20 protein-coding genes are annotated in these 23,944 nt (G+C 72.3%); 16 read left to right on the top strand and 4 right to left on the bottom strand.

From position 1 onward, the window contains the following. Positions 1-95 precede the first annotated feature (95 nt). The 15 genes from QJ852_20345 to QJ852_20275 all read left to right on the top strand — a co-directional run bounded on the left by QJ852_20345 (position 96) and on the right by QJ852_20275 (position 16,798). Positions 96-2,285, top strand: coding sequence for an NADP-dependent isocitrate dehydrogenase (locus tag QJ852_20345; protein WGX95491.1), 2,190 nt, complete (start codon positions 96-98; stop codon positions 2,283-2,285). A 110-nt stretch (positions 2,286-2,395) separates the two neighbouring features. Then, positions 2,396-2,626: a type II toxin-antitoxin system prevent-host-death family antitoxin gene (locus QJ852_20340; protein ID WGX95490.1), complete on the top strand. Its 231-nt coding sequence runs from the start codon at positions 2,396-2,398 to the stop codon at positions 2,624-2,626. Further along, positions 2,623-3,006 (top strand): type II toxin-antitoxin system VapC family toxin, encoded by a 384-nt coding sequence (locus QJ852_20335; GenBank protein ID WGX95489.1) that lies wholly within the window; start codon positions 2,623-2,625, stop codon positions 3,004-3,006. Before QJ852_20340 ends, QJ852_20335 begins: the two co-directional genes overlap by 4 nt. Next, a complete protein-coding gene (locus QJ852_20330) occupies positions 2,993-3,670 on the top strand; it encodes a DNA alkylation repair protein (protein ID WGX95488.1) in 678 nt (225 codons plus the stop codon). Before QJ852_20335 ends, QJ852_20330 begins: the two co-directional genes overlap by 14 nt. Before the next feature lie 83 nt (positions 3,671-3,753). After that, the gene (locus QJ852_20325; protein ID WGX95487.1) at positions 3,754-7,263 is read left to right on the top strand and encodes an ABC transporter ATP-binding protein; all 3,510 of its coding nucleotides are present in this window, start codon (positions 3,754-3,756) and stop codon (positions 7,261-7,263) included. Positions 7,264-7,432: 169 nt separating this feature from the next. Then, positions 7,433-8,659: an MFS transporter gene (locus QJ852_20320; protein WGX95486.1), complete on the top strand. Its 1,227-nt coding sequence runs from the start codon at positions 7,433-7,435 to the stop codon at positions 8,657-8,659. Between the two features lie 117 nt (positions 8,660-8,776). Next, positions 8,777-9,865 (top strand): tryptophan--tRNA ligase, encoded by a 1,089-nt coding sequence (trpS, locus tag QJ852_20315; protein ID WGX95485.1) that lies wholly within the window; start codon positions 8,777-8,779, stop codon positions 9,863-9,865. Next, positions 9,865-10,371: a 2'-5' RNA ligase family protein gene (locus QJ852_20310; GenBank protein WGX95484.1), complete on the top strand. Its 507-nt coding sequence runs from the start codon at positions 9,865-9,867 to the stop codon at positions 10,369-10,371. Before trpS ends, QJ852_20310 begins: the two co-directional genes overlap by 1 nt. Positions 10,372-10,386: 15 nt before the next feature. After that, entirely contained in the window at positions 10,387-11,472 is a 1,086-nt protein-coding gene (locus QJ852_20305; GenBank protein WGX95483.1) for a YihY/virulence factor BrkB family protein, read from the top strand. Next, positions 11,469-11,696, top strand: a complete 228-nt coding sequence (locus QJ852_20300) for a hypothetical protein (protein WGX95482.1) — start codon at positions 11,469-11,471, stop codon at positions 11,694-11,696. The genes QJ852_20305 and QJ852_20300 overlap by 4 nt, the downstream gene beginning before the upstream one ends. Before the next feature lie 37 nt (positions 11,697-11,733). Continuing rightward, entirely contained in the window at positions 11,734-12,345 is a 612-nt protein-coding gene (locus tag QJ852_20295) for a hypothetical protein (GenBank protein WGX95481.1), read from the top strand. Positions 12,346-12,409: 64 nt separating this feature from the next. After that, positions 12,410-12,976, top strand: a complete 567-nt coding sequence (locus QJ852_20290) for a copper chaperone PCu(A)C (protein WGX95480.1) — start codon at positions 12,410-12,412, stop codon at positions 12,974-12,976. Continuing rightward, on the top strand, positions 12,976-14,247 hold the full coding sequence (locus tag QJ852_20285; GenBank protein ID WGX95479.1) for a Dyp-type peroxidase: 1,272 nt from the start codon (positions 12,976-12,978) through the stop codon (positions 14,245-14,247). The genes QJ852_20290 and QJ852_20285 overlap by 1 nt, the downstream gene beginning before the upstream one ends. Further along, positions 14,244-14,828, top strand: coding sequence for a copper resistance protein CopC (locus tag QJ852_20280; GenBank protein WGX95478.1), 585 nt, complete (start codon positions 14,244-14,246; stop codon positions 14,826-14,828). Before QJ852_20285 ends, QJ852_20280 begins: the two co-directional genes overlap by 4 nt. After that, positions 14,825-16,798 (top strand): bifunctional copper resistance protein CopD/cytochrome c oxidase assembly protein, encoded by a 1,974-nt coding sequence (locus QJ852_20275; GenBank protein WGX95477.1) that lies wholly within the window; start codon positions 14,825-14,827, stop codon positions 16,796-16,798. Before QJ852_20280 ends, QJ852_20275 begins: the two co-directional genes overlap by 4 nt. Before the next feature lie 96 nt (positions 16,799-16,894). Here QJ852_20275 and QJ852_20270 read toward each other — a convergent pair whose 3' ends face one another. Genes QJ852_20270 through QJ852_20255 form a run of 4 tightly spaced genes read right to left on the bottom strand, consistent with a single transcriptional unit; the run spans position 16,895 to position 21,474 of the window. Beyond that, positions 16,895-17,638 carry a succinate dehydrogenase/fumarate reductase iron-sulfur subunit gene (locus tag QJ852_20270; protein WGX99488.1) on the bottom strand — a complete coding sequence of 248 codons (744 nt, stop codon included), beginning with the start codon at positions 17,636-17,638 and terminating at the stop codon, positions 16,895-16,897. An 11-nt stretch (positions 17,639-17,649) separates the two neighbouring features. Beyond that, positions 17,650-19,680, bottom strand: a complete 2,031-nt coding sequence (locus tag QJ852_20265; protein ID WGX95476.1) for a fumarate reductase/succinate dehydrogenase flavoprotein subunit — start codon at positions 19,678-19,680, stop codon at positions 17,650-17,652. An 11-nt stretch (positions 19,681-19,691) separates the two neighbouring features. Then, positions 19,692-20,456 (bottom strand): succinate dehydrogenase cytochrome b subunit, encoded by a 765-nt coding sequence (locus QJ852_20260; protein WGX95475.1) that lies wholly within the window; start codon positions 20,454-20,456, stop codon positions 19,692-19,694. A 49-nt stretch (positions 20,457-20,505) separates the two neighbouring features. Beyond that, positions 20,506-21,474 carry a Dyp-type peroxidase gene (locus tag QJ852_20255; GenBank protein ID WGX95474.1) on the bottom strand — a complete coding sequence of 323 codons (969 nt, stop codon included), beginning with the start codon at positions 21,472-21,474 and terminating at the stop codon, positions 20,506-20,508. Between the two features lie 146 nt (positions 21,475-21,620). On the opposite strand from QJ852_20255, the gene QJ852_20250 reads away from it, so the two are divergent. Then, the gene (locus tag QJ852_20250; protein ID WGX95473.1) at positions 21,621-23,912 is read left to right on the top strand and encodes an FdhF/YdeP family oxidoreductase; all 2,292 of its coding nucleotides are present in this window, start codon (positions 21,621-21,623) and stop codon (positions 23,910-23,912) included. The last annotated feature ends 32 nt before the right edge of the window (positions 23,913-23,944 follow it).

The following is a 23,944-nucleotide window of genomic DNA, read 5'->3' as shown; positions in this document are numbered from 1 at the left end:
GTCATTACTGTGGCCACCGAAAGGGACCCGAGCCCCACCATCAGGTATCTTGACGTCAAGAATCCCATCACCGGCCCCAGGAGTGACGCCCGGACATGTCGAGCATCATCTACACCCACACCGACGAGGCGCCGCTGCTCGCGACGTACTCCTTCCTGCCGATCGTCGAGGCCTTCGCCGCCAAGGCCGGCGTCGCCTTCGAGACGCGCGACATCTCCGTCGCCGCACGCATCCTCGCCCAGTTCGGCCTCGCCGACGACGCGCTGACCGAGCTCGGCGAGCTCGCCAAGACGCCCGAGGCGAACATCATCAAGCTGCCCAACATCTCCGCCTCCATCCCGCAGCTCAAGGCCGCGATCAAGGAGCTGCAGGAGCAGGGCTTCGCCGTCCCGGACTACCCCGAGGCGCCGGCGACCGACGAGGAGAAGGAGATCCGGGCCAAGTACGACAAGGTCAAGGGCTCCGCGGTCAACCCGGTCCTGCGCGAGGGCAACTCCGACCGCCGCGCGCCCGCGTCGGTCAAGAACTACGCCAAGACCCACCCCCACACCAACAAGCCGTTCGCCGACGGGTCCAAGACCAACGTCGCGACCATGGACGCCCACGACTTCGCGAGCAACGAGAAGTCCGTGACGATGGCGCAGGACGACGTCCTGTCGATCGTGCTCGAGACCGAGGCCGGCGAGAGCATCGTGCTCAAGGACGGGCTCAAGGTGCTCGCCGGCGAGATCATCGACGGCACCAAGATGGACGCCGCCGCGCTCCAGGCCTTCCTCACGAACGCGCTGGCCGAGGCCAAGGCCCAGGACGTGCTGTTCTCGGTCCACCTCAAGGCCACGATGATGAAGGTCTCCGACCCGATCATCTTCGGCCACGTGGTCAAGGCCTACTTCGCCGACGTCTTCGCCCAGTACGGCGAGCAGCTCGCCGCCGCGGGTCTCTCGGCCAACGACGGCCTCGGCGCGATCCTGGCAGGCCTCGACAAGCTCGACAACGGCGCGGAGATCAACGCCGCCTTCGAGGCCGCGCTCGCCGCCGGTCCGCGGCTGTCCTACGTCAACTCCGACAAGGGCATCACCAACCTGCACGTCCCCTCCGACGTCATCGTCGACGCGTCGATGCCGGCGCTGGTCCGCAACGGCGGCCGCCTGTGGGGCGTCGACGGCGGCGAGGACGACACCCTCGCGGTCATCCCCGACTCGTCGTACGCCGGCGTCTACCAGGCCGTCATCGACGACGTGAAGAAGAACGGACCGCTCGACCCGGCCACGATCGGCACCGTGCCCAACGTCGGCCTGATGGCGCAGGCGGCCGAGGAGTACGGCTCGCACGACAAGACCTTCGAGATCGCCCAGGCCGGCACCGTCCGCGTGCTCGCCGGCAACGGCGACGTGCTCATCGAGCACGACGTCGCGGCCGGCGACATCTGGCGCGCCTGCCAGACCAAGGACATCCCGGTCCAGGACTGGGTCAAGCTGGCCGTCACCCGGGCCCGAGCCTCGCAGACCCCAGCCATCTTCTGGCTCAACGAGTCGCGCGCCCACGACGCCGAGCTGATCAAGAAGGTCAACGCCTACCTGCCCGAGCACGACACGTCCGGCCTCACGATCGAGATCCTGGCGCCGACCCTCGCGACGGCGTACTCGCTGGAGCGGATGCGCAAGGGCGAGGACACCATCTCGGTGACCGGCAACGTGCTGCGCGACTACAACACCGACCTGTTCCCGATCCTCGAGCTCGGTACGTCGGCCAAGATGCTCTCCGTCGTCCCGCTGATCGCCGGTGGTGGCCTCTTCGAGACCGGCGCGGGCGGCTCGGCGCCGAAGCACGTGCAGCAGCTCGTCGAGGAGAACTACCTGCGCTGGGACAGCCTGGGCGAGTTCTTCGCGCTCGTCCCCTCGCTGGAGAAGTACGCCGAGCAGGCCGGCGCCCCCGCGGCGCAGGTGCTGGCCGACGCGCTCGACCGCGCCACCGGCACCTTCCTCAACGAGGACCGCTCGCCGGGCCGCAAGCTCGGGACGACCGACAACCGCGGCTCGCACTTCTACCTCGCGCTCTACTGGGCCGAGGAGCTGGCCGCGCAGACCGAGGACGCCACGCTCGCCGCCGCGTTCCAGCCGCTGGCCGAGACGCTGCGGGCCAACGAGGCGACGATCGCCGAGGAGCTCATCGCCGTCCAGGGCAGCCCCGCCGACATCGGCGGCTACTACCGTCCGGACGCCGAGAAGACCTCGGCCGTGATGCGGCCGAGCGCCACGCTCAACGAGGCGCTCGCCGGGTTCTGATCGCCCGCTGCGCACGTCGACCCGTCCGGCTCACGTCCGGGCGGGTCGTCGCGTTCCCGGGGCGGCGCGGGAGCCTAGTCCGACCAGACTAAGTCCGGTACCGTGGAGGCATGTCCACCGTCAACATCCACGAGGCCAAGACGCATCTCTCGCGCCTGTTGGAGCAGGTCGAGCGGGGCGAGGTCGTCACCATCGCGCGTGCGGGCAAGCCCATCGCCGACCTCGTGCCGCACGTTCGCGCTGACATCGTCTTCGGTGCACTGGCCGGTCGGCTCGTCTACGACGACGCTGCCTTCGACGACGTGGACGACGAGGTCGCCGCGCTCTTCGACATCGCATGAGCGACCTCCTGCTCGACACCCACGTCGTCCTGTGGCTGCTCGACGACAGTCCGCGGCTCGGACCTGATGCGCGCAGGCGCATCCAGCACGCCCGACGGGTGCACATCTCGGCCGCCAGCGCCTGGGAGGTCGCGATCAAGAGCTCGTTGGGCAAGCTGGCCGTCCCCGACGACTTCGCCGAGGTCGTCTCTGCGTCGGGGCTCCACGACCTGCCGGTCACGCAGGAGCACGCACTGCGTGCGGACCACGCCGGGATGCCGCACCGCGATCCGTTCGACACGATGCTCGTCGCCCAGGCCAGGGCCGAGCGGCTGACCCTGCTCACGGCCGACGCCAAGATCCTCGACGCCTGGGACGATGCGGTCGATGCCCGTCGATGAGTCGCCGCTGCCGGCCGCGGTCCGCACCTCGCTGCGGGCCGCGGCCGACGCCTCCCTCGCGCCCGGCCAGCAGGCGTACATGAAGTCGGCGATGCCCTTCCTGGGCGTGCGGGTGCCGGACGTGCGCCGGCTGGTCCGCACGCTGGTCCGTGACCTCGGGATCGCCGACCCGGCCGAGCTCACGACGGCCGCCCGCGAGCTGTGGGACGACGCGACCCACCGCGAGGAGAGGTACGCCGCGGCTGCGCTGCTCGGCCTGCGGCCGCTGAAGGGCGACCTCGCGCTGGTGCCCTTCCACGAGCACGTCGCGCGCACGGGCGCCTGGTGGGACCACGTCGACGAGGCGGCGCACCGGATCGCGGACCTGCACGACGCCCACCCCGAGGAGACCGCCCGGATCGTGCTGCGCTGGTCGACCGACGACTTCCTGTGGGTACGCCGGCTGGCGATCCTCAGCCAGCTCGGCCGCAGGGACCGGGTCGACCGCGACCTGCTCACCACCTTGATCGAGCCGAATCTGGCCGACCCGGACTTCTTCATCCGCAAGGCGATCGGCTGGTCGCTGCGCGAGGTGGCCCGGCTGCACCCGGACTGGGTCCGCGCCTACGCCGACGGCCACGACCTGAGCCCGCTGAGCCGACGTGAGGCCCTCAAGCACCTCTGACCGGATCTTCCGGGCAGGCAGGCCCGCGAACCGCAAGATATTCAGAGGCGAACTGTCGGTGCCGGAACATACGCTGGTCCACGATGACCAGCACGCTGACCCGCACCGTGACCACCGACCGGCCCACCGTCAGCGGCGACCCGGCGCGGCGCGTCGACTGGCGCCGCCTGCGCACCCCGGCCGCGGGCTTCGCCGTGGGAGCGGTCGCGCTGGCGGCGCTCGGTCAGGCTCTCGGCACGGTCGTCGCCGGCCGGATCGCCGACCACCCGACCCAGACCCTGGTCGGGTGGCTCGCGTTCTTCGTGGTCGGCGCCGCGGTGGTCGACACCGCCGGCCGGGTGGTGTGGGCCGGGCAGGTCGACCGGGCCGAGGGCCGGCTGCGCGGCGACCTGCTCAGCGCCGCGCTCCAGCAGCCGCTGGCCCATCTCACCGAGCAGGCCGTCGGCGAGGTCCTCGACCGGGTCGACGACGACACCCACGAGGTCGGCACCCTGCTGCGCCAGCAGATCTGGATGGCGATGCGCACCGGATTCGCGTCGATCCCGATGTGGCTGGTGGCGGGATTCACCTGGTGGCCGGCCTTCCTGCTGTTCCCGGTCGTCGGTGCCATCACGGTCTGGGTGATGCGTCCGGCGCTGGTCGAGATCGCCCGCCGCAAGGTGATCGAGGAGGCGGCCTGGACCGACCACGCCGCCGCGCTCGAGGAGGGCGTCGCCGGTCGCGACGACCTGCGCACGAGCCTGGGCCAGGCGTTCGCCGTGCGCCGCCTGGCACGCCTCTCGGCCGACGTCCACGAGAAGTTCCGCCGGGTGCTGATGATCGAGGCGCGACTGGCGATCAAGGTCGGCCTGCTGCTCCACGGCCTGCTGGCCGCCATCGCGCTCTCCGGCGTCGCGCTGGTCAGCGGCGACCACCTGGGGGTGGCGCGCCTGGTGACGCTGTTCCTGGTCACCACGATCTTCGTCGGCCAGATCAACAACCTGGCCCACCAGCTCCCCGACATCCAGGCGGGGCTCGGCGCGGTGCTGCGGCTGCGTCAGCTGCTCGCGGTCGAGGCGGAGCCCGAGGGCGGCGCGTCCGTCCCGTCGGGTGCGCTGGACCTGCGCATCCGCCACCTCGACTTCTCCTACCTCGAGGGCTCGTTCGCGCTCGAGGACGTCACGCTGTACGTCGAGTCCGGCCACACCCTCGCCCTCGTCGGGCGCACCGGCTCGGGCAAGTCCACGCTGGCGTCGCTGCTGTCGCGCGCCGAGGAGCCGCCGCCGGGGACCATCTTCCTCGGCGGTGCCGACATCACGACGCTCGACCTCCACGAGCTGCGTCGGCGGGTCGGGGTCGTCACCCAGCGCACCGAGATCCTCGCCGGCACGCTCGCCGACAACATCACCCTGTTCGCCGCCGTCCCGCGCGAGGAGGTCGAGGCAGCCGTCGAGGAGCTCGGCCTCACCGACTGGGTGGCGGGCCTGCCCGACGGCCTCGACACCCTCCTCGGCCCCGGCGGCACGACGCTGTCCGCGGGGGAGGAGCAGCTGGTCGCCTTCGCCCGGCTGCTGGTCCGCCACGTCCAGGTCGTCGTCCTCGACGAGGCCACCGCGCGGATGGACCCGGTCACCGAGGCACGGGTCGTGGCCGCCGCCGACCGCCTGATCAGCGGCCGCACCGGCATCCTGGTCGCCCACCGGCTCAGCACGATCGAGCGGGCCGAGGCCGTGGCCGTGCTCGACCACGGCCGGGTCATCCAGCACGGACCGCGCGACGAGCTCGCCCGCGTCGACGGGCCGTTCCGTCGGCTGCTCGCCGCCAGCGACACCGACGGCTTCGCCGACGCCGAGGTCGACGCGGCCGCGACCGGCACGGCCGTCGGCGGTCGCCGCCGCACCGGCACGCCCCCCGAGCGTCCCGAGGTCGGCGCCGGCTCGAGCCTCGCCCGCGGCACCTGGAACGCCTTCTGGGTGCGCCCCTGGTGGGGCGCCTGGTCGGTGATCCTGTTCCTCGGCGGCACGATCTTCGCGCCGCTCGGCGCCATCACCGGCTTCGTGTGGGGCCGCGTCGTCGAACGGCTCGGCGCGGGGGAGTCGGTCACCGCCCTGATGGCGGTGCTGGTCGGCACCCTGCTGATCGCGCCCTTCCTGCTGGCCGACGCCTTCCGCCGCTACCCGCGCTGGTGGATCGAGGTCATGCTCCGGGTCCGGATGGCGGTGCTGGCCGGCCAGATCCGCGGCCACCGGCTGCCGCGCACGCCTCCCGGCGAGGTCGTGGCCCGCTCGATGGACGCCGACCGCTACGCCCGGTACGCCGACCGCTGGGTCGACTTCGTCAACGGCCTGCTCATCGCCGCCATCACCATGCTGGCCGGCGGCACCTGGCTGGCCGGCGGCATCCTGCTGATCGTGATGGCGACCAGCGCGCTCGCCTCCTCGCTCGGTCGTCCGATCGCGGGCCGCTCGGCGGCGCGCTCCTCCGCGGCCCGGGCCCGGTTCGGCCGCGCGGTCGTGTCGGCGGTGGAGTCGGCCCGCACGGTCAAGCTCGCCGGCCGCACGCCCCAGATCCACGCCCACCTGCGCCGGGTGGACGACGGCCGGGTCGAGGCGGCGGTGTTCGAGCACCGGGTGCAGGCGGTCCTCGACGGCGTCCCCATCGTGATGGTGCAGGTCGGCGTCGTCGCCGCCTGGGCGCTCTACCTGTGGGACGTCTGGGGACTGGCCACCGCGCTGCTGGTCGCGACCGCGGTCAACGGCTTCGACTGGTTCGGCCGGGTGGCCGGCGCCGTGGTCACCGAGGCGCCCGGCACCCGCGCTTGGCAGCGGGCCACCGCGCGGTTCGCCGGCGGCACCGACCTGATGACCCTGCCCGCCGGCGTCGACCTGGTGACCGGCGACGCGCCGGAGCCCACCGCGGTGACCCGGGTCCCGCTCGAGCGCCTCGAGCTCGCCGGCTACACCGCGGTCCACGACGACGGCACCATCGGTGCGGCCGGTGTCGACCTCGTCGTCGAGCGCGGCGAGCTGGTCCTGCTGGTCGGCCAGGTCGGCTCCGGGAAGTCCAGCCTGCTGTCGTCGCTGGCCGGCCTGATCGACCACCGCGGCGCGCTGCGCTGGAACGGCCACGACGTCGCCGACCCGGAGGCCTTCCTGCGGCCCGCGCAGGTCGCCCATGTCGCGCAGGTGCCGCGGGTGCTCTCCGGGACCTTCGCCGACAACATCCTGCTCGGCCACGACCGGCAGATCACCCAACCGGTCGAGACCGCCCGGATGGCCGAGGACGTCGCCGACGCCGGCGGTCCCGACGCCGTGGTGGGCCACCGCGGAGTGCGCCTGTCGGGCGGCCAGGTCCAGCGGCTGGCACTGGCCCGGGCCCTGGCGGCCGACGCCGAGCTGCTGCTCGCCGACGACGTCTCCAGCGCCCTCGACGCGGCGACCGAGATCGAGTTGTGGGCGGCGCTGCGCGAGCGGCACACCACGGTGATCGGTGCGACCTCCAAGCGCGCGGCGCTGGCCCAGGCCGACCGGGTCGTCGTCCTCGTCGATGGCGCGGTCGCCGCCGTCGGGCCGTGGGCGGACCTCGCCGGCGACTGGGGTCACCTCGCGGGCTGACCCCCGGGCCCCGGACCCGCTGTTTTCGGTTCAACTACCGAATTTGTCGTGAACAGGCGCCGACAGCGACGAACTCGGTAGTTGAACCGCGGACACCGGCCCCCGCGAGCCGGCGAGAGACATCCGACGTCCTGGAATAGACCGCGGTGCCGCCCGGTTACGATCCCCCGTGACCTCCTCGCCGACGACGACCCCGACCGAGGGGCGCCCGGCGGTGTCCCACCACCGACCCGCGCTGGCGATCCTGGCGCTCGCGGTCGGCGGGTTCACCATCGGCACCACCGAGTTCATGACGATGGGCGTCCTGCCCGAGATCGCGCATGGCGTCGAGGTGTCGGTGCCGAGCGCCGGCCACGTCATCTCGGCCTACGCGCTCGGTGTCGTGGTCGGCGTACCGATCCTGGCCTTCTTCGGCGCCGCCCTCCCGCGCCGGGGGATGCTCGTGGGCCTGATGGCCGCGTACGCCGCGTTCAACCTGCTCAGCGCCCTGGCGCCGAGCTACGAGGTGCTCGCGGTCGCGCGCTTCCTCGACGGCCTGCCGCACGGCGCCTACTTCGGCGTCGCGAGCCTGGTCGCGGCCAGCCTGGTCGTCCCCGAGCGCCGGGGCCGGGCCGTCGCGAGCGTGATGCTCGGCCTCTCGGTCGCCAATGTCGTCGGCGTCCCTCTGGCCACCTTCCTCGGCCAGCAGGTCGGCTGGCGCTCGACGTACCTCCTCGGCGGCCTGCTCGCGCTCGCCACCGCGGCGATGGTGCTGGCGGCGGTCCCGTCCATCCCCGGCGACTCCGAGGCCAGTGGTCGCAAGGAGGCCCGGGAGTTCTTCGGCAGCCTCCAGGTCTGGCTGACCATGGCGGTCGGCGCCGTGGGCTTCGGCGGCATGTTCGCGGTCTACTCCTACATCGCCAAGACGGTCACCGTCGTCGGCGGGCTCGAGCGCGGCACAGTGCCCTTCTTCGTGCTCGCGCTGGGGCTGGGCATGGTCGCCGGCACCTGGGCGGCCGGCGAGCTCGCCGCCTGGTCGGTCTACCGCAGCCTGCTGCTCGCCGGCGTCGGCGGCATCGTGCTGATGCTCGTCTACTACGCCGCGGCGCCGCACGGCTGGCTGTTGCTGCCCGTGGCCTTCCTGGTCACCGCCACCGGCTCGGTGCTGGTCGTCAACCTGCAGCTGCGCCTGATGGACGTCGCCGGCAATGCCGTCACCCTCGGCGCGGCGATGAACCATGCGGCGCTCAACATCGCCAACGCCCTCGGCGCCTGGCTCGGCGGCCTGGTCATCGCCGGCGGCCACGGCTACCGCGCGCCCGCGCTGGTCGGCGCCGCCCTCGCCGCGGTCGGTACGGCGATCCTGGTCGTCTCGGCGCTCACGCACCGCCGGACGGCCTCTCCGCGTCGTCCCTGACGCGGGTGCTGTGGAATCGCCGATTCCACAGCACCCATGTCCGGTACGACGACCCACCGGCCCGTCGTGCAGCGGGGGCTTTACGGACCGCTCCCGCTGCCTGAGAGAATCGCTCCCATGTCCGCCACCACCGAGCACCCGCCCGTGCCGGAGACCGCCCAGCCGGCCGTGCCCGAGGGGACCGCGCGCCCGCGCGTCCTCTCCGGCATCCAGCCGACGTCGGACTCCTTCCACCTCGGCAACTACGTCGGCGCGGTGCGGCAGTGGGTGGACCTGCAGCACGACCACCAGCCCTTCTTCTTCATCGCCGACATGCACGCGCTCACCGTCGACTGGGACCCCAAGGTGCTGCGTGAGCGCACCCTGCGCAGCGCCGCCCAGCTGCTGGCGGCCGGGGTCGACCCGGCGAAGTCGGCGGTCTTCGTGCAGAGTCACGTGCCCGCCCACGCGCAGCTGGCCTGGGTGCTCAACGGTCTGACCGGCTTCGGCGAGGCCCGGCGGATGACCCAGTTCAAGGACAAGTCGGCCAAGGGCGGTGAGGGCGCGGCGAGTGTCGGACTGTTCGCCTACCCGGTCCTCATGGCCGCCGACATCCTCGCCTACCGCCCCCACTACGTGCCGGTCGGCGAGGACCAGCGCCAGCACCTCGAGCTGACCCGGGACCTCGCGCAGCGGTTCAACAGCCGGTTCAAGAAGACCTTCCGGCTGCCCGAGCCCTACATCCTCAAGGCCACCGCGAAGCTCTACGACCTGCAGGAGCCGACCCGGAAGATGTCGAAGTCGGGCTCGGCGCCCGCGGGCATCATCGAGATGCTCGACGACCCCAGGATCACCGCGAAGAAGATCCGCTCCGCGGTCACCGACTCCGGCACCGAGATCCGCTTCGACCAGGACGAGAAGCCGGGCGTGAGCAACCTGCTGACGATCTACTCCGCGCTGACCGGCGAGAGCATCGCGGCGCTCGAGGAGCAGTACGCCGGCAGGATGTACGGCGATCTCAAGAAGGACCTCGCCGAGGTGGTGGTCGGGTTCGTCACCCCGTTCCGAGACCGCACTCTCGAGCTCCTCGACAACCAGGACCACCTGATGCAGGTGCTCGCCCAGGGGGCGGAGACCGCCGGAGCCGTCGCGGAGAGCACCCTGCGCGACGTCTATCAGCGCGTCGGGTTCGTGGCACCGGCGGAGCGTCGTACGGAGGCCGGCTGATGCCGGTGATCGGCGTCGCCATCGCCATCCCCGAGCCCTGGGCCGCGGAGCTGGTCGCCTACCGCCACCGGATCGGGGACCCGACCGCCCAGGGCGTCCCGAGCCACATCACCCTCATCCCGCCCACCGAGGTGACCGGCGCGCTCGCCGAGATCGAGGCGCATCTGGCCGCCGCGGCGACCGGGATCGCGCCCTTCCGGGTGCACCTGCGCGGAACGGGTACCTTCCGGCCCGTGTCGCCCGTGGTGTTCGTCAGTCTCGCGGAGGGGATCTCCCAGTGCGAGCAGCTCGCCGACGCCGTACGACGGGGGCCGCTCGCCGTCGAGCTGCACTTCCCGTACCACCCGCACGTCACGATCGCCCACCACCTCGACGACCCGACCCTCGACCGGGCGTTCGCCGAGCTCGCCGAGTTCGAGTGTGCCTTCGACGTCACCGACTTCCACCTGTACGTCCACCACGAGCAGGAGGGCTGGCGCTCGACGCGCATCTTCCCCCTGTCCTGACGGAACGGAGGCGCCATGACCCCGGTCGAACGCGCCAAGGCCATGATCGCCCGGCTCCGCGAGCGCTACCCGGCGGTGGACCACGCCGTGCGCACCCAGGAGCTCTACAGCGGGGTCCAGGGCAGCCAGCAGGCCGGCGGGGTCACCTACTTCGGCTTCCTGTCGGTGTTCCCGATCCTGGCGCTCGCGTTCTTCGTCGTCGGCTGGGTGGCCCAGGTCTTCCCCGACGCGCAGGACGCGCTGGTCGACGCGATCGACGCCGTGCTCCCGGGACTCGTCGGCGAGGGCACCGGGCAGGTGCGCCTCGCCGACGTCCAGGACGCGGCCGGGACCGTCGGCATCATCGGCCTGGTCGGCGTGCTCTACGCGGGGCTCGGTTGGCTCTCGTCCCTGCAGGCGGCCCTCGCCGTACTCTTCGAGCTGCCGGAGCGGCTGCGTCCCAACTTCGTCGTCGGCAAGCTCCGCGACCTGGTCACCCTCACCGTCCTGGGAGTGGTGCTGCTGCTCAGCGTCGTCGCGTCCGGCGTGCTCACCCGCACCTCCCGCGCCGTCCTCGACCTGCTCGGCGTGGGCGCCGAGCTCGGGTGGCTGGTGGCGGTGATCGCGGTCGGACTGGGCCTGGCGGCCTCGGCGCTGCTGTTCTTCCTGATGTTCCGCCTGCTCGCCCGACCGCCCCTGCCGGACCGCGCGCTGTGGTCAGGAGCGATGCTGGGGGCGGTGGGCTTCGAGGTGCTCAAGCAGCTCTCCGGCCTGCTGTTGTCCGGCACCCGCGGCCAGCCGGCCTTCCAGGCGTTCGGTATCGCGTTGATCCTGCTGGTCTGGATCAACTACTTCTCCCGGGTCATCCTGTACGCCGCCGCGTGGGCCCGCACCAGCCCGGCGGTCGAGCGCCCGCCGGTCCCCGTGCCGGCCGCCGCGGCGATCGCCGCGGCCGTCGCGCCGGAGCCCGGGCGGACGCCCGAACCGTCGCCCGCGCCCCGACTGCCGGGCCTCGCGACCTTCGCCGCCGGGGGCCTGGTTGGGGCGCTGCTCACAGCCGCGGGCCGGCGCCGACGGCCGCGGCGGGCGCGCGTGGAGGGGTCTGGGAGACTGTCGAGGTGAAGTTCGAGCGCAAGCACGCCCTCCTGCTCCTCGCCGTCGCCGCGTGGAACGTCTTCTCCTTCGGCAACTTCGCCAAGAACCTCTACCAGGCCTACGACGCTGGTGAGGACCGGGCCACCGGCTACTGGGTCGCCCACACCGTGCTGATCGTCGTCAACTTCGTGATCGCGGGCCTGCTCGGCACCCTGGGCTGGAAGGCACTGCGGGCCTCGAAGGACGCCTGAGCCTCGGCTGCGCCCGCCCCGACCTGGAGACCCTCTGATGACCACCGGACCCGTCGCCCGCGCGCAGGCGCGGGCCCGACGCTTCCGGCAGGTCCGGGGCACCGCCGCCGGCTGTGTGGCGGCCTTCGGCGCGCTCGTCGCCCACGTCGTTGCCGGTGGCTCGGTGGAGCCGGTCCCGGGTCTGGTGGTCACTGCCGTCGTGGTGCCGATGAGCATCGTGCTGACCCCCGGCAACGCGGTGGGTCTGCCGCGGATCGCCGCGACCGCGCTCGTCGCCCAGGTCCTCGGTCACCTCTGCCTCATGCTTGCGCCGTCCGGCGCTCCGGCGCACGCGCACGGCCACGCGCCTGGCGGCGCGGAGGGCCCGGTGCTGCCGACCCCGGCGATGCTGGCACTGCACGCGCTCGTCGCGCTGGTCACCATCGTGATCGCGGCCGGGCTCGACCGGGCCGCGCTCGACGTCGTCCGGGCCGCGGCCGGGTGGTTGCTGCCGCTGCTGCTCCCCGTGGCGCTCCCGACCATCGGCTACCGGGCCCGTGCGTCGCGCCGGGTCCGGCGGCTGCGCGGCCGGTTCGCGACCCGGCCGGGGCGGCCGCGGGCGCCGCCGTCGGCAGCGGTCGTCCTCAGCCCCTCCTGCGCGATGCGCTGACCGCTCCGGTGGCGCGCATGCGCTCCCTCGCGCGCCACGGCGCGCCCACCGAACGGAAGACAACGTGAAGAAGTACCTCGCGGCGGCCCTGACCGCCGCCCTCCTGCCCGCCCTCGCCGCCTGTGGCGGCGCCGACGACACCGGCGACACCGGCGACACCGCCACGGCGGGCGAGGCCGGCACCGCACCGGGCACCAGCGGCGGCCCGGCCGCCGGGGGCACCGCCGCCGACCGGCTGACCGTCACCGACCCGTGGGTCAAGGCGGCGCCCGACGGCATGACCGCCGCCTTCGGCACCCTGGCCAACACCGGGACCACCGACCTGACGGTGGTCAGCGCCGACACCGACCTCGCCGCGTCGACCGAGCTCCACGAGACGGTCGAGAACGAGGACGGCTCGATGGCGATGCGGCCCAAGGAGGGCGGTTTCGTCATCCCCGCGGGCGGCAGTCTGATGCTGCAGCCCGGCGGCGACCACCTCATGCTGATGGGCCTGACCGGGCCGGCCGAGCCCGGCACGACGCTGACCCTGACGCTGACGCTCGATGACGGCTCGACCACGACGATGGAGGCCACCGTCAAGGCCTTCGACGGTGCCGACGAGCAGTACCAGAACGGCGGCGAGCACTGATGTCCGGCGGTCCCCGGTGGGACCGCCGGCGCGTCCTCCGCACCGGCGCCGCCGCCTTCGGCGGCGCCGGGGTCGGGTGGAGCGGGTCCGCCCTCGTGGCGAACGGCTCCGCCGTCGCGGCGCCGACGGAGGGGCCGGCCCGCGTGGTCGCCCCGTCCGCCGGTGCGGAGACCGTGCCGGTGGTCGGCATCCATCAGGCCGGCGTCGACACCCACCCCCAGGCCCACCTGGCCCTGGTCGGCTGGCGGCTGCGGGCGGGCATCGACGCGATCGGGCTGTCCCGGATGATGCGACTGCTCAGCGACGACGCCGCCCGCCTGACCACCGGCACGGCCGCGCTGGCGGACACCGAGCCCGAGCTGGCCGCCCACCCGGCGAGGCTCACCGTGACCTTCGGCTTCGGGCCGCGGGTGCTGAACGAGCTGGTCCCTGTCGCCCGTCGGCCCCAGCTCGAGGAGCTGCCCGCGTTCGGCCGCGACCGGCTCGACCCGCGCTGGGGGCAGACCGACGTGGTCGCGCAGATCTGCAGCGACGACCCGACCACGCTGGCCCATGCCCGACGGATGCTGGTCAAGGACGCCCGTACCTTCGCCGAGGTGGGCTGGATCCAGTCCGGCTTCCGTACGGCGCGCGGCACCGTCCCCGACGGCACCACCATGCGCAACCTGATGGGCCAGGTCGACGGCACGGTCAACCCGGCCCCGGCCGAGCCGGACTTCGACACGCTGGTCTGGGCCGGGGGTGACCGGGGCGACTCAGGGTTCGCGGGCGGCACCTTCCTCGTGGTCCGGCGGATCCGGATGCAGCTCGAGAAATGGGACCGGGTGGACCGGGTCGGCCGCGAGGTCGTGGTCGGCCGGCGGCTCGACAGCGGCGCGCCGCTGACGGGGGAGCGGGAGTTCGACGAGCCCGACTTCGCCGCGACGGACCGCTTCGGCTTCCCGGTGATCGACCCGGCCAGCCACGTCGCCCGGGCTCGCAGCACCGACCCGGCCGAGCGCTTCCTGCGGCGGGCGTACAACTACACCGAGCCGGACCCGGGCCGCAGCGGCGGGGAGGACAGCGGACTCGTCTTCCTGGCCTTCGCCGCGGACCCCGCGCGACAGTTCGTCCCGGTCCAGCGCCGGCTCGACGAGCTCGACCGGCTCAATGACTGGGTCGTCACCATCGGCTCGGCCGTCTACGCCGTCCCGCCCGCGGCGCCGGAGGGCGGCTACGTCGGCCAGCAGCTGCTGGAGGGCACCGGCACCACCCAGGGGGAGGACACATGAGGAGCAGGCACGCGATCGTCGCGGCATCGATGGCGCTGGCCGCCGTCCTGGGGGCGGGCTGGAGCCTGCCCGCCGCGGCGCACGCGTCGCTGGTCGCCAGCGACCCGGCGGCGGGGCAGCGGTTCGACCGGCTGCCCGCCGGGGTCCGGCTCGAGTTCAGCGAGCCGATCAGTGCGCCGGCGTACGTCGTGGTCACCGCGCCCGACGGGTCCCGGGCCGACCAGGGCGAGGCCAGGATCGACGGGGGAGTGGTGAGCGTCGACCTCGGGGGCACGGCCCCGGAGGGCAGCTACGGGCTGGCCTTCCGGGTGGTCTCCGAGGACGGGCACCCGGTCACCGGTCGGATCGCCTTCGTCGTGGGCGACGGGCCGCTCGACGAGGCCGTGCCGTCGCCGACGCGCTCGGCGGAGCCGGCGCCGCCGTCCGCCGACGGCGATGCTCCCGCCCGTGGCGACCAGAACGAGGGAGCCGGTGGGGACGACGGCGGCCTCTCGCTGGGCCAGGTCCAGGTCGGCGTCGCCGTGGCGCTGTTCGCCGTCGCCGGCGGGCTGCTGCTGTGGAGCCGCCGGAGGTCCCGGTGAGTGACACCGCCGCCCGCCGGGGCCGCGGCCTGGCGCCGGTCGGGGCCGCGCTGACCCTGGCCGCCGCGGTCGCCTTCGTCGTCCTCGTGGCCGGCGGTGGCGCGCCCCAGGAGCCGATCCCCGGCCTGCCCGACCCGGGCCGGCTGACCGGCTGGGGACTGCCCGCCCTGCGCCTGGTGGCCGACGTGCTCGCGGTGGTCGTCGTCGCCGGCCTCCTCGTCGCGCCGCTCACCATGCGCCGCCCGGAGGCCGAGCTCGGCGGGACCGCCTTCCGGGCGCTGGTGCCGGTGCGCCGGCTGGCGGCCGCCTGGTGCGCGGTCGCGCTGGCGCAGGTCGTGCTGACCTACTCCGACCAGTTCGCCATCCCGGTGGCCGACATCCGCTGGCGTGAGCTGCACGGCTTCGCCACCGGCGTCGACCAGCCGCGGGCGCTGTTGGCCCAGGCGGTGCTCCTGGCGGTGCTGGCGCTCGCCGCCCGTTGGGTGCTCACCTCCCGGGGGGTGCTCGTCCTCCTCGGCCTCGCGCTGGTCGCCGTCGTGCCGCCGATCCTGACCGGGCACGCGTCCTCGGCCGGCAACCACGATGCCGCGATCGTCGCGATGGTGGTCCACGTCGTCACGGCGGTGGTCTGGATCGCCGGCCTGCTGGCGCTGTGGTGGCATCTCGCCGTCGCGGCCAAGGTGCGCGACCGCGCACTGCGCCGCTTCTCCGCACTCGCGGCCTGGTGCCTGGGGCTGACCGCGGTCTCGGGCGTGGTGAGCGCCTGGGTGCGGCTCGAGCGGCCGGCCGACCTGCTGTCGGCGTACGGCGCCGGGGTGCTGGTCAAGACCGCCGTCATCGTCGTCGCCGGCCTGATCGGGCTGACCCTGCGCCGCCGTGTCGTCGCGAGCGCGGCCCCGGACTGGGTGGTGCTGCTGCGGCTCACCGGACTCGAGCTGCTGGTGATGGCCGTCGCCGTGGGTGCCGGCGTCGGACTCAGCCGGACACCGCCCCCGGCGCCCGAGGACCTCTACACCTCACTCGCCGAGGGCCTCCTCGGTGGCCCGGTCCCGCCTGCCCCGACGCTGGGCCGGCTGCTGTGGTCGTTCACCCCGTCCGGCCTCGGCTTCCTCGTCGTCGGCCTCGGCGCCGCTGCCTATATCGCGGGGATCCGCGCCCTGCGCCGCCGCGGCGACCGCTGGCCGGTCGGCCGCACGATCGCCTGGTTCGGCGGGCTGGCCGTGGTCGGCTACGCCACCCTCGGCGGACTCGGCAGCTACGCCGGCGTCATGTTCAGCGCGCACATGGCCGCGCACATGGCGCTGTCGATGGTCGCGCCGATCCTGCTCGTCTCGGGCCGCCCGATCCAGCTCGCCCTGCGTGCGCTGCCCGGCAGCGACGTCCCCGGCGGCACCGGGCCGCGTCAGCTGCTGGCGGCCGCCCTCGACTCGCGCGTCGCGCGCCTCGTGCTGCATCCGGTGACCGCCGCGGTGCTGCTGGTCGGCAGCCTCTACGTCGTCTACTTCAGCAGCTTGTTCGACGTACTGATGCGCAACCACCTCGGCCACCTCGCCATGGAGCTGCACTTCCTGCTGGCGGGACTGGTGTTCTTCGAGGTGCTCGTCGGCGACCGGCCCGGCGCCGGCACGTCGTACGTCGGCCGGCTGATGCTGCTGCTGGTCACCATGCCCTTCCACGCGTTCTTCTCGATCAGCGTGATGAGCTCGGAACGGGTGATCGGCGGGGAGTACTTCCGGCTGCTCGACGTTCCCTATGTCACCAGCCTGTCCGACGACCAGCACCTCGCGGGTGCCATGAACTGGGCGCTCGGGGAAGTGCCGATGGTGATGGTCATCGTCGTCCTCGTCATCCAGTGGTGGCGCGACGACCAGCGCGAGGCCCGGCGCCGTGACCGCGCGGCCGACCGCGACGGCGACGCGGAGCTGACGGCGTACAACGAGATGCTGCGGCGAGCCTCCGGCCGGTCATAGCCGACCCGTCGCATCTGCACGCGAAAAACACGCCGACCCGTCGCGTTCAAACGCGACGGGTCGGCGCCTGGTGGGCGTTCAGATGCGCCGGGTCGGTCAGTGACCGTTCTTGAGCGCGGTGCGCAGGTCCTTGTTCAGCTGGGAGATCACGTCGAGCGGGATCTCCTTCGGGCAGGCCGCGGCGCACTCGCCGATGTTGGTGCAGCCGCCGAAGCCCTCGTGGTCGTGCTGGCCGACCATGTCCACGACCCGGGTCCAGCGCTCCGGCTGGCCCTGCGGCAGCTCGCCGAGGTGGGTGATCTTGGCGCCCAGGAAGAGCGACGCGGAGCCGTTGGGGCAGGCCGCCACGCAGGCCCCGCAGCCGATGCAGGTCGCCACGTTGAACGCGCGCATCGCCTTGTCGCGGGGGACCGGCGCGGCGTTGGCCTCCGGGGCCGAGCCGGTGTTGGCCGAGATGAACCCGCCGGACTGGATGATCCGGTCGAAGGCCGAGCGGTCCACGACCAGGTCCTTGATGACCGGGAAGGGCTCGGCTCGCCACGGCTCGATGGTGATCGTGTCGCCGTCGTTGAACGAGCGCATGTGGAGCTGGCAGGTCGTGGTGACCTCCGGGCCGTGGGCCTCGCCGTTGATCATCAGCGAGCACATGCCGCAGATGCCCTCGCGGCAGTCGGAGTCGAACGCGACGGGCTCCTCGCCCTTCTCGTTCAGCTGCTCGTTGAGGATGTCGAGCATCTCCAGGAAGCTCATGTCCTGCGAGATGCCCGAGACCTGGTAGGTGTGGATGCCGCCCTTGTCGTTCGGCCCGCTCTGGCGCCAGATCTTCAGGGTCAGGTTCATGCTGTCCGCGCTCACTTGTAGCTCCGCTGCTTCATCTCGATGGCGGTGTAGATCAGGTCTTCCTTGTGCAGGACCGGCTGGCCGCCCTCGAGCGAGTCACCGCCCCACTCCCAGGCCGCCACGTAGGCGAACTCGTCGTCGTGACGCAGCGCCTCGCCGTCCTCGGTCTGCGACTCGCCCCGGAAGTGGCCGCCGCAGGACTCGCGCCGGTTGAGGGCGTCGATGCACATGAGCTCGCCGAGCTCGATGAAGTCGGCCACGCGCCCGGCCTTCTCCAGGCTCTGGTTGAGGGTGTCGGCCGAGCCGAGGACCTTCAGGTTGCTCCAGAAGTCGGCCTTGAGCTCGCGGATGAGGTCGATGGCCTTGCGCAGGCCCTCCTCGGTCCGCTCCATCCCGCAGTACTCCCACATGATGTTGCCGAGCTCCTTGTGGTAGCTGTCGGCCGAGCGGGTGCCGTTGATGGAGAGGAACCTCGCGATCCGGTCCTCGACGTCCTTCTTCGCCTCGACGACGGCCGGGTGCGACTCGTCGATCTTCTCGAACGGGCCGTCGGCGAGGTAGTCGCGGATGGTGTTCGGGAGGACGAAGTAGCCGTCGGCCAGGCCCTGCATCAGGGCGGAGGCCCCGAGCCGGTTGGCGCCGTGGTCGGAGAAGTTGGCCTCGCCGGAGACGAACAGGCCGGGGATGTTCGACTGCAGGTGGTAGTCCACCCACAGGCCGCCCATCACGTAGTGCACGGCGGGGTAGATCCGCATGGGGACCTGGTACGGGTTCTCGCCCGTGATCCGCTCGTACATGTCGAAGAGGTTGTCGTACTTCTCGCGGACCGCGTCCTCGCCGAGGCGCTTGATCGCGTCGCTGAAGTCGAGGTACACGCCGCGGCGGAAGTCGCCGACCATCGGGCCGACGCCGCGGCCCTCGTCGCACATGTACTTGGCGGCCCGGGAGGCGATGTCGCGGGGGACCAGGTTGCCGAAGGACGGGTAGATCCGCTCCAGGTAGTAGTCGCGGTCCTCCTCGGGGATGTCCCGCGGGTCCTTGTCGCAGTCCTCCTTCTTCTTCGGCACCCAGATCCGGCCGTCGTTGCGCAGCGACTCCGACATCAGGGTCAGCTTCGACTGGTGGTCGCCGGAGACCGGGATGCAGGTCGGGTGGATCTGCGTGTAGCAGGGGTTGGCCATGTAGGCGCCCTTGCGGTGCGCGCGCCACGCGGCGGTGACGTTGGAGCCCATCGCGTTGGTGGAGAGGAAGAAGACGTTGCCGTAGCCGCCGGTCGCGAGCACCACGACGTCGGCGAGGTGGGTCTCGATCTCGCCGGTGACCATGTCGCGGGCGATGATGCCGCGGGCCTTCCCGTCGACGATGACCAGCTCGAGCATCTCGTGGCGGGTGAACTGCTCGACGGTGCCGGCGGCGACCTGGCGCTCCATGGCCTGGTAGGCGCCGATGAGCAGCTGCTGACCCGTCTGGCCGCGGGCGTAGAAGGTCCGCGAGACCTGGACGCCGCCGAAGGAGCGGTTGTCGAGGAGACCGCCGTACTCACGGGCGAACGGGACGCCCTGGGCGACGCACTGGTCGATGATGTTGGCGGAGACCTCGGCGAGGCGGTAGACGTTCGACTCGCGCGAGCGGTAGTCGCCGCCCTTGACCGTGTCGTAGAAGAGGCGGAACGTCGAGTCGCCGTCCTCCTTGTAGTTCTTGGCCGCGTTGATGCCGCCCTGGGCGGCGATCGAGTGCGCCCGGCGCGGGGAGTCCTGGTAACAGAAGGACTTCACGTTGTAGCCGGCCTCGCCGAGCGTCGCGGCGGCGGCGCCGCCGGCCAGGCCGGTGCCGACGATGATCACGTCGAGCTTGCGGCGGTTGGCCGGGTTGACCAGGCGGTTCTCGAACTTGCGGGTGGTCCAGCGCTCGGCGATCGGGCCCACGGGGGCGACCGGGTCGACGACGTTCTCGCCGAGCGTGTAGTAGCCGTGCGCGTCGTCGGACTTCTGAACGGAGGGCTCGTTGAGCGGCGTGAGGCCAATGTGTTGGTGGGTGCCCATGGGAGAGGTCCTTACTTCTCGATGATGCCGACGAGGACGGACAGCGGGACCAGCGAGAAGCCGCCGGCGATCACGATCGCGACGATCCAGCCGGTCGCCCGGGCCCGGGCGCGGGACACCGCCGAGTTGGTGAGGCCGAGCGTCTGCAGCGAGCTGAACGTGCCGTGGTGCAGGTGGAGGCCGAGCGCGATCATCGCGAGCAGGTAGACGAGCGTCATCCACCAGGTGTCGAACGTGTCGACGAGGAGGGCGTAGGGGTTCTCGCCGCCGGTCTCGCCGTTGCTGGGGTTGACCTTGACGATCGTGAAGTTGAGCAGGTGCCACACGATGAAGACCAGCAGCGTGACGCCGCCCCAGCGCATGGTGCGCGAGGAGAGCGACGAGCCGTTGTTCTTCTTGGCGACGTACTTCACCGGCCGGGCCTTGCTCGCCCGGGCCGCGAGGACGGCGGCGCACGCGATGTGGACGACGACGGCGACGATCAGGCCCACGCGCATGATCCACAGGAAGCCCTCGTGCGGGAGCATCGGCTCGCCGAGCTCGCGCAGGTGGTGCGCGTACTCGTTGAACGCCGACTCGCCGGCGAAGGCCTTGAGGTTGCCGTACATGTGCCCCAGGACGAAGGCGATGAACAGCAGGCCGCTCACGGCCATGAGCATTTTCAGGGCGATGGTCGTGCGCGCTGCACGGCTGCCCTTCACCAGTTGGGGACGCGTCGTCGTTGCCACGGGGGGCCACGCTACTCCCGCTACCGGGCAGTAGGTGACCGGGATCATGTGAGATACGCACGTAAGGCGACCCTTACCCGGTATTCCGGGAGGTCGCTCAGGCGTCGTCGGCGGCGCCGTCGAGGAAGTCGGTGGTCGGGACGAAGTAGAGGCTGCCGGTGGTCGCGGTGGAGAAGTCGAGGACCCGGTCGTGATTGCCGGGCGGCCGGCCGACGAACATGTTCTCCAGCATCTGCTCGACCACGCCGGGATCGCGGGCGTAGCCGATGAAGAAGGTGCCGTACTCCGCCGCGCCGACCCGGCCGAAGGGCATGTTGTCGCGCAGGATGGCCAGCTCGTCGCCGTTCGCGTCGACCAGGGTGTTGAGCGCCACGTGGGAGTTCGCGGGCTTCACCTCGTCGGCGAGCTCGACGTCGGCGAGCTTGGTCCGGCCGATCGCCCGTTCCTGCTCCTCGACGGGCAGGGCGTTCCAGCCGGCCAGGTCATGGAGGTACTTCTGGGTGACGACATAGCTCCCGCCGGCGTACGCCGCGTCCTCGTCGCCGATGAGCACGGCCGCCGCCTTCTCGGCGCCCTCGGGGTTCTCGGTGCCGTCGACGAAGCCGAGCATGTCGCGCTGGTCGAACGAGCGGAACCCGTGCACCTCGTCGACGACGCGGGCCACGCCGGCGAGCCGCTCGGTGAGGTGCTGGGCGAGCTCGAAGCACAGGTCCATCCGGTGCGCCCGCAGGTGGACGAAGAGATCGCCGGGGGTGGCCGGGGCGCGGTGCCGGTCGCCGGTGACCTCGCGGAAGGGGTGCAGCCCCGCAGGCCGGGGCGCGGTGAAGAGCCGATCCCAGGCGTGGGCGCCGATGCCGACGACGCAGGTCAGCTCGCCCTCGGGGATCCGGAACCCGACCGAGCGGCGCAGCCCGCTCACGTCGGCGAGCAGCGCGCGGACCGTGGTCGCGACATCGGCGTGCCGGCCGGCCGTGCTGGCGTGGAGCGTGTAGGTCAAGAAGATGGCCGCCTCGGTGAGGGGGGCGAGCACGGCCTGGGGGACGGGGATCGGCGTCGGATCGGGCATCGGTCCTCCGGTACGGCGTGGGCGGGCCTCGATCCTCATGCATCGCCGCGGCCGCCACCAGCCCTGAGGGGATCGGACCCGTGCCGGACCGCCCCGACCGACGGCCGCCGTTTGACGCCGCCGCGGGGGCACGGGATTCTGCAGGGGTGAGCAGGAAGCGGCCGGACGTGGACCCCCAGGACGATCTCGACGTGACGCCGCCGAAGACGTACGCCGCCGGCGTACCCGCGGTCGCGCACGCGATGGAGTACGCGCTGGCCCAGGCCGGGCCGAAGCGCACCCTGCTCTCCCTGCTCAGCCTCAACCAGGCCGAGGGCATCGACTGCCCGGGCTGTGCCTGGCCCGACCCGCAGCACCGGCACAAGAACGAGTACTGCGAGAACGGCGCCAAGCACGTCAGCGACGAGGCGACCACCCGGCGGGTGACCCGGGAGTTCTTCGCCGAGCACTCGGTGGCCGAGCTCGGCGCCGCGTCCGACATGTGGCTCAACCACCAGGGCCGGCTGACCGAGCCGATGGTCAAGCGGCCGGGCGCGACCCACTACGAGCCGATCGGCTGGGACGAGGCGTTCGGCCTCGTCGCCGACGAGCTCAACGGTCTGGGCTCGCCCGACGAGGCGATGTTCTACACCTCGGGGCGGCTCAACAACGAGGCCGCCTTCCTGCTCCAGCTCTTCGCCCGTGCGTACGGCACCAACAACCTGCCCGACTGCTCGAACATGTGTCACGAGTCGAGCGGTTCCGGCTTGGGGGAGACGCTCGGCATCGGCAAGGGCAGCGTCTCGCTCGACGACATCCACGAGTCCGACCTGGTGTTCGTCGTGGGCCAGAACCCCGGCACCAACCATCCCCGGATGCTCTCGGCGCTCGAGGAGACCAAGCGCAACGGCGGCCGGGTGATCGCGGTCAATCCGCTGCCCGAGGCCGGGCTGATCCGCTTCAAGAACCCGCAGAAGCCACGCGGCGTCGTCGGTCGCGGCACCGAGATCGCCGACCTGTTCCTCAAGATCCGGCCGGGCGGCGACCTCGCGCTCTTCCAGATGCTCAACCGACTGCTCCTCGAGGCCGAGGACGTCGCGCCGGGCACCGTGCTCGACCACGAGTTCATCGCCGCCCACACCATCGGCTACGACGACTTCGCGGCGCACACCCGCACCGTCACGTGGGAGCACGTGCTGGAGGCGACCGGGTTGACCCGCGAGGAGATCGAGGCCGTCCACCGCGAGGTCCTCGGCGCCCGCAAGGTCATCGTGTGCTGGGCGATGGGCCTGACCCAGCACCGCCACGGCGTGCCGACGATCCGCGAGATCGTCAGCTTCCTGATGCTGCGCGGCAACCTCGGCCGCCCCGGCGCGGGCGTGTGCCCGGTCCGTGGCCACAGCAACGTCCAGGGCGATCGCACCATGGGCATCTGGGAGCGGGTGCCCGACTCCTTCCTCGACGCCCTGGCCGCGGAGTTCGACTTCACTCCGCCGCGCGCGCACGGCTACGACTCGGTCGCCGGCGTCCGGGCGATGCGCGACGGCAGGGCCAGCGTCTTCGTCGGCGTCGCCGGCAACTTCGTGCGCGCGATGTCCGACAGCGACGTCACCGAGGCCGCACTGCGCAGCTGCCGGCTGACCGTGCAGATCTCGACCAAGCTCAACCGCTCGCACACGGTGTGCGGCGACACGGCGCTCATCCTGCCGACGCTCGGGCGCAGCGACCGCGACGTCCAGGCGACCGGCGAGCAGTTCGTGACCGTCGAGGACTCGATGAGCGAGGTGCACCAGTCCCGCGGCCGGCTCGAGCCCGCCTCGCCGCACCTGCTGAGTGAGGTCGCGATCATCGGCCGGCTGGCCCGTCGCACCCTGGGGGAGGGCGGCGCCGTCCCGTGGGAGGACTTCGAGGCCGACTACGCCCTGGTTCGCGACCGGATCGCCCGGGTGGTGCCCGGGTTCGCCGACTTCAACGCGCGGGTCGCCGTCCCCGGCGGCTTCCGGCTGCCCAACCCGGTCAACGAGGGCCGCTTCCCGACGCCGAGCGGCAAGGCCGTCTTCACCTGCAACGAGCTCGACATGATCACGGCGCCGAAGGGCCACCTGGTGCTGCAGAGCCTGCGCTCGCACGACCAGTGGAACACCATCCCCTACGCCATGAACGACCGCTACCGCGGCATCCACGACGCCCGTCGCATCGTCATGGTCAACCCCGACGACCTCGCCGAGCTCGGCATCGCCGACCGCGACCTGGTCGACATCGTGAGCATCTGGACCGACGGCACGGAGCGGCGCGCGGAGGGCTTCCGGGCGGTCGCCTATCCGGCGGCCCGCGGCTCGGCCGCGGCGTACTACCCGGAGACCAACGTCCTGGTGCCCCTCGACAGCGTCGCCGAGATCAGCAACACCCCGACCTCGAAGGGGGTCATCGTCCGTCTGGAGCCGGTGCCCGCCGGCTGAGGGCCGGGGGAGCGGGACCGGGCGGATGGACG

Source organism: Nocardioides sp. L-11A, from assembly GCA_029961745.1.
Taxonomy (GTDB): domain Bacteria; phylum Actinomycetota; class Actinomycetes; order Propionibacteriales; family Nocardioidaceae; genus Nocardioides.
This window is presented reverse-complemented; position numbering and strand designations above follow the sequence as displayed.